The sequence below is a fragment of the Streptomyces sp. NPDC058674 genome, from assembly GCF_042716505.1.
GTDB lineage: Bacteria > Actinomycetota > Actinomycetes > Streptomycetales > Streptomycetaceae > Streptomyces.
Genome location: NZ_JBHXSC010000079.1, coordinates 17,856 through 29,082, shown reverse-complemented (window position 1 = coordinate 29,082; position 11,227 = coordinate 17,856). Strand labels below are relative to the sequence as shown.

Genomic DNA, 11,227 nt, shown 5'->3' with positions numbered 1-11,227 from the left:
CGCGCCTGCGGCGCCTTCCTCGCGCGCGCCGCCGCCAATCAGGACACCCACTCCCCCCGGCCCCCCCCTACCCCCGGAGGGCCGGCACCCCGAGCGGGGTGCCGGCCCTCCGGCGTACGGACGTGCGGCGGGTCAGCGGCTGTGCTGCGCGTCCGCGACCGTGACCTCGACCCGCTGGAACTCCTTGAGCTCGCTGTAGCCGGTGGTGGCCATCGAGCGGCGCAGCGCGCCGAAGATGTTCATCGAGCCGTCCGGGGAGTGCGACGGTCCGGTGAGGATCTCCTCGGTCGTGCCGACGGTGCCCAGGTCGACCTTCTTGCCGCGCGGCACGTCCTCGTGGACGGCCTCCATGCCCCAGTGGTTGCCCTTGCCGGGCGCGTCCGAGGCACGCGCCAGCGGCGAGCCGATCATCACGGCGTCCGCACCGCAGGCCACGGCCTTCGGGACGTCGCCCGACCAGCCCACGCCCCCGTCGGCGATGACGTGCACGTAGCGGCCGCCGGACTCGTCCATGTAGTCGCGGCGGGCCGCCGCGACGTCCGCGACGGCGGTCGCCATCGGGACCTGGATGCCGAGCACGTTGCGCGTGGTGTGCGCGGCGCCGCCGCCGAAGCCGACCAGGACGCCCGCGGCGCCGGTCCGCATCAGGTGCAGGGCTGCCGTGTAGGTGGCGCAGCCGCCCACGATGACGGGGACGTCGAGCTCGTAGATGAACTGCTTGAGGTTCAGCGGCTCCGCCGCGCCCGAGACGTGCTCCGCCGAGACGGTGGTGCCGCGGATCACGAAGATGTCCACGCCCGCCTCGACGACGGCCTTGGAGAACTCGACGGTGCGCTGCGGGGAGAGGGCGGCGGCGGTGACGACACCGGAGTCGCGCACCTCCTTGATGCGCTGCCGGATCAGGTCCGCCTGGATGGGGGCGGCGTAGATCTCCTGGAGACGGCGGGTGGCGCTCGCCCCGTCCAGCTCCGCGATCTCGTCGAGCAGCGGCTGCGGGTCCTCGTACCGGGTCCACAGGCCTTCGAGGTTCAGCACGCCGAGGCCGCCGAGCTCGCCGATGCGGATCGCGGTCTGCGGGGAGACGACCGAGTCCATGGGGGCGGCCAGGAAGGGGAGCTCGAAGCGGTACGCGTCGATCTGCCAGGCGATCGAGACCTCCTTCGGGTCCCGGGTACGCCGGCTCGGGACGATGGCGATGTCGTCGAACGCGTACGCCCTGCGGCCGCGCTTGCCGCGCCCGATCTCGATCTCAGTCACGTGTGGTGGCCTTTCCTGTGGGTCTGCCCGTCCAGTATCCCCGACGGGCGGAGGACTGCGTTTCGGTGACCGCTGTACGGACGACCCGGCGGCGCGGGAACGGCGAAGGGGCGGGCCCGGATCTCCCTCCGGTCCCGCCCCCGTCACTGGCGCCGTCAGCCCTTGCGGCTGTAGTTCGGTGCTTCCACCGTCATCTGGATGTCGTGCGGGTGGCTCTCCTTGAGGCCCGCGGAGGTGATCCGCACGAAGCGGCCCCGGTCCTGGAGCTCGGGAACGGTGCGCCCGCCGACGTAGAACATCGACTGGCGCAGGCCGCCGACCAGCTGGTGCACCACCGCGGAGAGCGGACCGCGGTAGGGCACCTGGCCCTCGATGCCCTCGGGGATGAGCTTGTCGTCGCCGCCCACGCCCTCCTGGAAGTAGCGGTCCTTGGAGAAGGAGCGCTGGTCGCCGCGGGACTGCATCGCGCCGAGCGAGCCCATGCCGCGGTACGACTTGAACTGCTTGCCGTTGATGAAGAGCAGCTCGCCCGGGGACTCCTCGCAGCCCGCGAGCAGCGAGCCGAGCATCACGGTGTCGGCGCCGGCGACGAGCGCCTTGGCGATGTCGCCGGAGTACTGCAGGCCGCCGTCGCCGATGACCGGGACGCCTGCGGCCTTGGCCGCGAGCGCGGCCTCGTAGATGGCGGTGACCTGCGGGACGCCGATGCCGGCGACGACGCGGGTGGTGCAGATGGAGCCGGGGCCGACGCCGACCTTGATGCCGTCGCAGCCGGCGTCGATCAGTGCCTGGGCGCCGTCGCGGGTGGCGACGTTGCCGCCGATGACGTCCACGCCGGAGTTCGACTTGATCTTGGCGACCATGTCGCCGACCAGCCGGGAGTGGCCGTGGGCGGTGTCGACGACGATGAAGTCGGCGCCCGCCTCGATCAGGGCCTGGGCCCGCTCGTACGCGTCGCCGGCGACACCGACGGCCGCGCCGACGAGCAGCCGGCCGTCCTTGTCCTTGGCGGCGTTCGGGTACTTCTCGGCCTTGACGAAGTCCTTGACCGTGATGAGGCCCTTGAGGATGCCCGCGTCGTCGACCAGCGGAAGCTTCTCGATCTTGTGTCGGCGCAGCAGCTCCATGGCGTCCACGCCGGAGATGCCGACCTTGCCCGTGACCAGCGGCATCGGGGTCATGACCTCGCGCACCTGGCGGCTGCGGTCCGACTCGAAGGCCATGTCGCGGTTGGTGACGATGCCCAGGAGCTTGCCCGCCGGGTCGGTGACCGGGACGCCGGAGATGCGGAACTTCGCGCAGAGCCGGTCGGCCTCGCCGAGGGTCGCGTCGGGGTGCACCGTGATCGGGTCGGTGACCATGCCGGACTCGGAGCGCTTGACCAGGTCGACCTGGTTGGCCTGGTCGGCGATGGAGAGGTTGCGGTGCAGCACGCCGACGCCGCCCTGGCGGGCCATCGCGATGGCCATGCGGGCCTCGGTGACCTTGTCCATGGCGGCGGACAGCAGCGGAACGTTCACCCGGACGTTCCGCGAGATGAGGGAAGAGGTGTCGATCGCGTCAGGCGACATGTCCGACGCGCCCGGCAGCAGCAGCACGTCGTCGTAGGTCAGTCCGAGCGTGGCGAATTTGTCGGGCACTCCGTCGGCGGTCATGACACCTTCCCAATGGTCTTGCTAAGCGCGGATGTCCATGCTAACGGGATACCGCAGCGTCTCATTCCACGACGAAGACCGGGCTGAAGTTTCGTCGCTTCCTACGAGGCGGGGATCACCGCAAGGTCGGCCGCACACCTCGCCGCGCGCCCGCGGCGCCGCCCCGCACACGGCTCACTGTTCGGCGAGCGCCCGGAGTCGGCTGAGCGCCCGGTGCTGGGCCACCCGCACCGCGCCGGGCGACATGCCGAGCATCTGCCCGGTCTCCTCGGCGGTCAGCCCGACGGCCACCCGCAGGACGAGGAGCTCGCGCTGGTTCTCCGGGAGGTTGGCCAGCAGCTTCTTGGCCCAGGCGGCGTCGCTGCTGAGCAGCGCCCGCTCCTCCGGACCCAGCGAGTCGTCCGGGCGCTCGGGCATCTCGTCGGACGGCACGGCCGTGCTGCCCGGATGCCTCATCGCGGCCCGCTGCAGGTCCGCGACCTTGTGCGCGGCGATGGCGAAGACGAAGGCCTCGAACGGCCGCCCGGTGTCCCGGTAGCGCGGCAGGGCCATCAGGACCGCGACGCAGACCTCCTGCGCCAGGTCCTCCACGAAGTGACGAGCGTCACCCGGAAGGCGTGACAGCCGGCTGCGGCAGTAGCGGATCGCGAGGGGGTGCACGAAGGCGAGCAGGTCGTGCGTGGCTTGTTCGTCGCCCTCGACCGCCCGGCGTACGAGCGCGCTGACGGCCCCGGCACTGCCGCCTTTGGCGGCGCCGGTGGGGCCTGTGGCCGCGGGTGACCCCAGGGCCTCGTCGTCGCGCATCAATCCATGGTGCCTTGGCGCCGGAGAATCCGCGGCACCGTGGCCCCGGTTGTGCATCGAAGCGTTATGAGCGGGTGCGCCGGAACTCATACTCTGCGCCTCCCCTCCCGCTCGGCCGAATGGTCCCCGAGGACGGGGACCCCACATCTCCAAGAATGTGGCACACCCTCAAGGATGCGGCATCGCGCACGAAGCGACACGTCCCCCGGATCGTGACCCGCCGATTCCCGGGTGCGCACCGGGTGCGGAGAGGCGGGTACGGCGGGACGGGTCCGGCGTACGCCGCCCCGCCCGCCGGAGGCGGACGGGACCTCTCGGGGCGGTCCGCCGACGGCGGACCCGTCCGCGACCCGTGCGGTCAGCGCACCAGGCCCCAGCGGAAGCCGAGGGCCACGGCGTGCGCCCGGTCGGAGGCGCCGAGCTTCTTGAACAGCCTGCGGGCGTGCGTTTTGACCGTGTCCTCGGAGAGGAAGAGCTCGCGCCCGATCTCCGCATTGGACCGGCCGTGGCTCATGCCCTCCAGCACCTGGATCTCGCGCGCGGTGAGCGTGGGTGCGGCGCCCATCTCGGCCGAGCGGAGCCGGCGCGGGGCCAGTCGCCAGGTCGGGTCGGCGAGGGCCTGGGTGACCGTGGCCCGCAACTCGGCGCGCGAGGCGTCCTTGTGCAGGTAGCCCCGGGCACCGGCGGCGACCGCGAGGGCCACGCCGTCCAGGTCCTCGGCGACCGTCAGCATGATGATGCGGGCCCCCGGGTCGGCGGACAGGAGGCGGCGGACCGTCTCGACACCGCCGAGGCCGGGCATCCGGACATCCATCAGGATCAGGTCGGAGCGGTCGGCACCCCAGCGGCGGAGGACCTCCTCGCCGTTGGCAGCCGTCGTCACACGCTCGACGCCGGGCACGGTGGCAACCGCGCGGCGGAGCGCCTCTCGGGCAAGCGGGGAATCGTCGCAGACGAGGACGGATGTCATGACCGCCCTCCGCAGCTGCTGATGCGCGTCACCTTGAGCCTCCAGGCTGGTACGTATCGTCACCTGTGCGGTCGATGCCCCCGGACGCCCGTCCGAGAACTTATTGGTTCAACCGCCTTCGCACTCTCAACGATGGTCACTCGAAAGAGTTACGGGTCGGACGGACACCTTCGGCACTCTACGTGAGGAAGCGATCACGGTGCAGGAGCCACGCGCAACTTGTCCTCCGTCTGGAGCTATGCCCTATTTGGCGGCTTTCCTTCCGTTCGGCACGTGTCTGAGGCTAGATTCCCAATAGGTCATATTTACATCTACTCAGACAGTAGATGTGGAGACATGGACCCTATCCGCCTCAGTACCGGCACCAAGAGGACTACCCATGGCAGATTTCTCACGGCTCCCCGGACCGAACGCCGACCTCTGGGACTGGCAGCTGCTCGCCGCCTGCCGCGGGGTCGACAGCTCCCTCTTCTTCCACCCGGAAGGCGAGCGGGGCGCGGCCAGGAGTGCGCGCGAGACCTCGGCTAAAGAGGTCTGCATGCGCTGCCCGGTGCGTTCGGAATGCGCCGCGCACGCCCTGGCCGTCCGCGAGCCCTACGGGGTGTGGGGCGGCCTCACCGAGGACGAGCGCGAGGAGCTGATGGGCCGCGCGCGGCACCGCCTGATCCCCGCGTCGACCGTGATCGGACCGATCACGCCGCACTGACCGGACTCCCGGGAAACGCCGAAGGAACGTTTCTTCGAAGGTCGGCGCGCCCGTCGCGCCGGCCTTCCCCGGCCGGGGCGCCACCCGTCCGGCCGAACGCACCGCCGTGCGTGCGTCAGCGCGCGGCGGCCCGCACCAGCTCGGCCAGGGTCGCGGCCACGGCCGGGACCCGGGCCAGGTCGGGCAGGGTCAGCGCCACGACCTCCCGCTCGACGGCCGGCTCCACGGCCACGGTGCTCACGCCCTTGGCCCGTACGGACTCCACCGCCAGCTCCGGCAGCACCGCCACGCCCAGCCCGGCGCCGACCAGTCCGACCACGGCGGGGTAGTCATCGGTGGCGAAGTCGATGCGCGGGGTGAAGCCCGCGCCCTCGCACACCTCCACCAGATGGCGGCGGCAGCGCGGGCACCCGGCGATCCACGGCTCGTCGGCCAGCTCCGCCATGCCCACGCGCTCGGCCCCGGCCAGCCGGTGCCCCTCGGGGACCAGCCCGACGAGCCGGTCGGTGAGCAGCGGCCGGACCACCAGGTCCTCCCACTCCGCGGCCGATCCGGCGGACCCGCCGTACCGGAAGGCCAGCGCGACGTCGCAGTCGCCCTCGCGCAGCATCTCCACGGACCGCGGCGGTTCCGCCTCGACGAGGGAGATGCGGGTCCCGGGGTGCTCGGCGCGCATCGCCGCGAGCGCCGTCGGCACCAGGGTGGAGCTGCCGCTGGGGAAGGACACCAGCCGGACCCGGCCGGCGCGCAGCCCGGCGATGGCCGCGACCTCCTCCTCGGCGGCGGTCAGTCCGGCAAGAATCCCCGCGGCGTGCCGGACCAGGGCCTCGCCCGCCTGGGTGAGCCGCATCTCGCGGCCGGTGCGGATGAGCAGCGGGGTGCCGGCCGACTGCTCCAGCGCCTTCATCTGCTGGGAGACGGCGGGCTGGGTGCAGCCCAGTTCGCGGGCGGCCGCGGAAAAGGAGCCCGTCCCGGCGACGGCGCGCAGGACGCGGAGATGACGTGCCTCGATCACCCCACGAGCATAAGCCCTGCTTTGATTCCGGTGCGAATATCCGCGCGACTCTTTGGGGCCGGTGGTCGCTCGGCTAGCGTGTGTCCGCATGGGCTCCATGCATCTGATCTCCGTGAACCTCGGCCGGGCCACGGCCGTCGACTACAGCGACGCCCCGGACGGGCTGACCGGCATGGGCAAGCGCCCCGTCCCGGGGCCGGTCCGGGTGTCCGCCCCCGGCCCGAGGGCCGCCGGCGCCGGCAGCGGCCTGGAGGGCGACGCGGTCTGCGACCGGCGCCACCACGGCGGCGACCACCAGGCCGTGTACGCGTACGCCCGCGAGGAACTGGACTGGTGGGAGCGCGAGCTGGGCCGCGAGCTGCCCGCCGGGACCTTCGGCGAGAACCTCACCACCAGCGGGGTGGACGTGAGCGGCGCGCTGCTCGGCGAGCGCTGGCGGGTGGGGCCCGAACTGGTCCTGGAGGTGTCCTCCACCCGCATCCCGTGCCGGACCTTCCAGGGGGTGATGGGCGTGCCCGGCTGGGTCAAGCGGTTCACCCGGGAGCGCCGTCCGGGTGCGTACCTGCGGGTGGTCCGCGAGGGCCGGATCTCCCCCGGCGACGGGATCGAGGTCCTGCACCGCCCGGAGCACGAGGTGACCTCGGCGTTCCTGTTCCGCGCCTGGACCACCGAGCGCGTGCTGCTGCCGCGCGTGCTCGCGGCGGGCGAGGCCCTGGCGCCCGAGGTGCGCGAGACCGCGCTCGCGTACGCGCGCAAGCACGGGGCACGCCGGGCCGTCACCCCGGGCGGCTAGGTTGCGCCTATGACGACTGCGTTGATTACGGGATCCACGGCGGGCATCGGCGCCGCCTTCGCCCGGCGGCTCGCCGCCCAGGGCCACAACCTCGTGCTGGTGGCACGGGACACCAAGCGGCTCGGCGCCCAGGCGACCGAGCTGCACGACCGGCACGGCATCGAGGCCGAGGTGCTGGTCGCCGACCTCTCCACGGAGCAGGGCATCGCGGCGGTCGAGGAGCGGCTGGCCGACCGGACGCACCCGGTCGACCTGCTGGTGAACAACGCCGGCTTCGGCAACAAGGGCCGCTACCTCGACGTCTCCATGGCCGACGAGCTGACCATGCTGAAGGTGCACGTCGAGGCCGTCCTGCGGCTGACCTCGGCCGCCTGCGCGTCGATGCGCTCGCGCGGCCGCGGCGGCGTGATCAACGTGGCCTCGGTGGCGGCCTTCCTGCCGCGCGGCACGTACGGGGCCAGCAAGGCCTGGGTCGTGCAGTTCACCCAGGGCGCGGCGAAGGACCTGGCGGGTTCCGGGGTGCGCCTGATGGCGCTGTGCCCGGGGTTCGTGCGGACGGAGTTCCACGAGCGGGCCGGGATGGGCACCGACAACATCCCGGGCTGGTTGTGGCTGGACGCCGACAAGCTGGTGACCGCGGCCCTGGCCGACCTGGCCCGGGGCAAGTCCGTGTCGATCCCGGACCCGCGGTACAAGGCGCTGATGAGCGTGGTGAAGCTGACTCCGCGCGGCCTGCTGGGCGGGGTGTCCTCGCGCACGGGGCGCAAGTACGGCCCCCAGTAGGCACGGGAGCGAACAAACCCGCCGAACGGGTGAAACCTACCTAAACTGGAGGTGTCCCATCCACCGCGGGAGGCGACACGATGACATTCGTGCAAGTGATCGATTACGAGACCATGCGGTTCGACGAGATGAACGCCCTCATCGACCGCTACGCGGAGCGGACGAGCGGTCGGCGCACGGTCACCCACACCATGATCGGCCGGGACCGCGAGTCCGGCTCGCACTACCTCGACCTCGTCGAGTTCCCGTCGTACGAGGAGGCCATGAAGAACTCCCGGCTCCCGGAGACGGACCAGATGTTCCAGGACATGGTGGCCCTCTGCGAGGGCATGCCGAAGTTCATGAACCTGGACGTGGTCCGCGACGAGCACCTCGACAAGCTCATCGTGCGGCGGGTCTTCGAGGACATCGCGGAGAAGGGCGACCTGGACGCCGTCGAGGAGTGCTTCGCCGCCGGATACGCCCACCACGACATCGTGGGCACCGGCGGCGGGGGCGACGGACGGGCCGCGTTCCGGCGCAGCGTGGCCATGTGGCGGGACGCCTTCGACTTCTCCTTCGACATGACGCGCCAGATCGCCGAGGGCGACTGCGTCACGACCCTGTGGGACTGGAAGGGCACCCACCAGGGCGAGTTCATGGGCGTCGCGCCGACCGGCAAGGAGGTCGCGATGTCGGGCTGCACGACCTTCCGGATGGAGAACGGCGAGATCGCGGAGGGCTGGTGGTACTACGACGCACCCGGCCTCATGCGGCAGATGGGCATGATGCCCGGCTAGCCGCCCCGACCAGCGCCCGGCACGGGGAAGCCCCGGTCACCCCCGCTTGGCAGCGGTGACCGGGGCTTTCTCGTGGAACGTGGAGCGTGGAGCGTGGAGCTGCGATCAGTGGCTGTGGCCGTGACCGTGGCCGTGACCGGCGTCGCCCTCGTCCTCCGCCGGCTTCTCGACGACCAGGGTCTCGGTCGTGAGCAGCAGGGAGGCGATGGAGGCGGCGTTCTCCAGCGCGGAACGGGTGACCTTCACCGGGTCGATGACGCCGGCCTTGACCAGGTCGCCGTACTCGCCGGTGGCGGCGTTGAAGCCCTGGCCCTTGTCGAGCTCCGCGACCTTCGCCGTGATGACGTAGCCCTCGAGGCCCGCGTTCTCGGCGATCCAGCGCAGCGGCTCGACGGCGGCGCGGCGCACGACCGCGACACCGGTGGCCTCGTCGCCGCTCAGGCCGAGGTTGCCCTCGAGGACCTTCACGGCGTGGACGAGCGCGGAGCCACCGCCGGAGACGATGCCCTCCTCGACCGCGGCGCGGGTCGCGGAGATGGCGTCCTCGAGACGGTGCTTCTTCTCCTTGAGCTCCACCTCGGTGGCGGCGCCGACCTTGATGACGCAGACGCCGCCGGCGAGCTTCGCCAGGCGCTCCTGCAGCTTCTCGCGGTCCCAGTCGGAGTCCGTGGACTCGATCTCGGCCTTGATCTGGTTGACACGGCCGACGACTTCCTCGTGGCTGCCGCCACCGTCGACGATGGTCGTGTCGTCCTTGGAGATCGTGACGCGGCGGGCGGTGCCCAGTACGTCCAGACCGGCCTGGTCGAGCTTGAGGCCGACCTCCTCGGCGATGACGGTCGCACCCGTGAGGGTGGCGATGTCCTGCAGCATCGCCTTGCGGCGGTCACCGAAGCCGGGGGCCTTGACGGCGACCGCGTTGAAGGTGCCGCGGATCTTGTTGACGACGAGCGTGGAGAGCGCCTCGCCCTCGACGTCCTCGGCGATGATCAGCAGCGGCTTGGAGGCGCCGGCCTGGATGACCTTCTCCAGCAGCGGCAGCAGGTCCTGGATCGAGGAGATCTTGCCCTGGTTGATCAGGATGTACGGGTCATCGAGGATGGCCTCCATACGCTCCTGGTCGGAGACCATGTACGGGGACAGGTAGCCCTTGTCGAAGGCCATGCCCTCGGTGAACTCCAGCTCCAGGCCGAAGGTGTTGGACTCCTCGACGGTGATGACACCGTCCTTGCCGACCTTGTCCATCGCCTCGGCGATGAGCTCGCCGACCTGCTGGTCCTGCGCGGAGAGCGCGGCCACGGCGGCGATGTCGGACTTGTCCTCGATCGGACGGGCGGTCGCGAGGAGCTCCTCGGACACGGCCTTGACCGCGGCGTCGATGCCCTTCTTCAGGGCGGCCGGGGACGCGCCCGCGGCGACGTTGCGCAGACCCTCGCGGACCAGCGCCTGGGCCAGCACGGTGGCGGTGGTGGTGCCGTCGCCCGCGATGTCGTTGGTCTTGGTCGCCACCTCCTTCACGAGCTGCGCGCCCAGGTTCTCGTACGGGTCGTCCAGCTCGACCTCGCGGGCGATGGTGACACCGTCGTTGGTGATGGTGGGGGCGCCGAACTTCTTGTCGATGACGACGTTGCGGCCGCGGGGGCCGATCGTCACCTTGACCGTGTCGGCAAGCTTGTTGACGCCGCGCTCGAGGGCGCGACGGGCGTCTTCGTCGAACTTCAGGATCTTCGGCATGGGAGCGGTTCAGTCCTCTCGTTGCGATCCTCGGCCGCTCACCGCGACCTCCACCGCCTAGAACGAACTGCGCCCCTCGCCGCCCGGCATCAGCAGGGTGACCAGGGGCGCAGCTCAAACAAAATCTGGAAGCGAATTACTTCTCGACGATCGCGAGCACGTCGCGGGCCGAGAGGACGAGGTATTCCTCGCCGCTGTACTTCACTTCGGTGCCGCCGTACTTGCTGTACAGCACGACGTCGCCGACGGAGACGTCCAGCGGAAGACGCTGGCCGTCCTCGAAGCGGCCCGGGCCAACCGCGAGGACGACGCCCTCCTGGGGCTTCTCCTTCGCGGTGTCCGGGATGACCAGGCCAGAGGCCGTGGTCTGCTCGGCGTCGAGCGGCTGGACCACAATGCGGTCCTCGAGCGGCTTGATGGCAACCTTGGAGCTGGCGGTCGTCACGATCCGACCTCCCCCTTCGGAGATCCGGGGTTAACTGTCTGAGGGCGACCAGGTCGATCCGTCGTCGCGGGTGCCGGACCTGCCTGTCGCTGTGTTGGCACTCGCCAGTGGTGAGTGCCAGGTGCGACACTATTCCGGCGATTAGCACTCGGTCAAGCGGAGTGCCAATTCTCGCCGCCGGTGGTGTCGTTCCGACCCCCTCCCCGACCCCCTCCCGCCCGCCCGCCGTGCGGTGCGAAGGAACCCCGGGGAGGACATCGACGTCGTAGATGATATGAAGATAAAG

At 71.0% G+C, this 11,227-nt stretch carries 11 protein-coding genes; 4 read left to right on the top strand and 7 right to left on the bottom strand.

All coding sequences use genetic code 11. From position 1 onward, the window contains the following. Positions 1-132: 132 nt before the first annotated feature. From ACFWU6_RS29420 to ACFWU6_RS29405, 4 genes are all read right to left on the bottom strand, one after another. Positions 133-1,257: a GuaB3 family IMP dehydrogenase-related protein gene (locus ACFWU6_RS29420; protein WP_383812004.1), complete on the bottom strand. Its 1,125-nt coding sequence runs from the start codon at positions 1,255-1,257 to the stop codon at positions 133-135. A gap of 155 nt (positions 1,258-1,412) precedes the next feature. Next, positions 1,413-2,912, bottom strand: a complete 1,500-nt coding sequence (gene guaB, locus ACFWU6_RS29415; protein WP_383812002.1) for an IMP dehydrogenase — start codon at positions 2,910-2,912, stop codon at positions 1,413-1,415. Positions 2,913-3,086: 174 nt separating this feature from the next. Further along, positions 3,087-3,716: a sigma-70 family RNA polymerase sigma factor gene (locus ACFWU6_RS29410; protein ID WP_383812000.1), complete on the bottom strand. Its 630-nt coding sequence runs from the start codon at positions 3,714-3,716 to the stop codon at positions 3,087-3,089. 358 nt (positions 3,717-4,074) lie between these two features. After that, entirely contained in the window at positions 4,075-4,686 is a 612-nt protein-coding gene (locus tag ACFWU6_RS29405; RefSeq protein WP_003948568.1) for a response regulator transcription factor, read from the bottom strand. A gap of 379 nt (positions 4,687-5,065) precedes the next feature. Here ACFWU6_RS29405 and ACFWU6_RS29400 point away from each other — a divergent pair, with 379 nt between their 5' ends. Continuing rightward, positions 5,066-5,392 carry a WhiB family transcriptional regulator gene (locus ACFWU6_RS29400; RefSeq protein WP_383811998.1) on the top strand — a complete coding sequence of 109 codons (327 nt, stop codon included), beginning with the start codon at positions 5,066-5,068 and terminating at the stop codon, positions 5,390-5,392. A gap of 115 nt (positions 5,393-5,507) precedes the next feature. On the opposite strand, the gene ACFWU6_RS29395 is transcribed toward ACFWU6_RS29400, so the two are convergent. Next, a complete protein-coding gene (locus ACFWU6_RS29395) occupies positions 5,508-6,407 on the bottom strand; it encodes a LysR family transcriptional regulator (RefSeq protein WP_383811996.1) in 900 nt (299 codons plus the stop codon). Positions 6,408-6,504: 97 nt separating this feature from the next. On the opposite strand from ACFWU6_RS29395, the gene ACFWU6_RS29390 reads away from it, so the two are divergent. From ACFWU6_RS29390 to ACFWU6_RS29380, 3 genes are all read left to right on the top strand, one after another. After that, complete coding sequence (locus tag ACFWU6_RS29390; RefSeq protein ID WP_383983981.1) at positions 6,505-7,200, top strand: MOSC domain-containing protein; 696 nt, start codon at positions 6,505-6,507, stop codon at positions 7,198-7,200. 9 nt (positions 7,201-7,209) lie between these two features. Next, on the top strand, positions 7,210-7,983 hold the full coding sequence (locus ACFWU6_RS29385; RefSeq protein WP_383811994.1) for an SDR family NAD(P)-dependent oxidoreductase: 774 nt from the start codon (positions 7,210-7,212) through the stop codon (positions 7,981-7,983). Positions 7,984-8,063: 80 nt separating this feature from the next. Continuing rightward, a complete protein-coding gene (locus ACFWU6_RS29380) occupies positions 8,064-8,762 on the top strand; it encodes an ester cyclase (RefSeq protein ID WP_383811991.1) in 699 nt (232 codons plus the stop codon). 105 nt (positions 8,763-8,867) lie between these two features. Here the strand turns inward: ACFWU6_RS29380 and groL are convergent, their stop codons facing one another. Both groL and groES read right to left on the bottom strand, forming a co-directional pair. Further along, the gene (gene groL / locus ACFWU6_RS29375; RefSeq protein WP_383811990.1) at positions 8,868-10,496 is read right to left on the bottom strand and encodes a chaperonin GroEL; all 1,629 of its coding nucleotides are present in this window, start codon (positions 10,494-10,496) and stop codon (positions 8,868-8,870) included. Between the two features lie 136 nt (positions 10,497-10,632). Beyond that, positions 10,633-10,941: a co-chaperone GroES gene (groES, locus tag ACFWU6_RS29370; RefSeq protein ID WP_266934835.1), complete on the bottom strand. Its 309-nt coding sequence runs from the start codon at positions 10,939-10,941 to the stop codon at positions 10,633-10,635. Between the last annotated feature and the right edge of the window lie 286 nt (positions 10,942-11,227).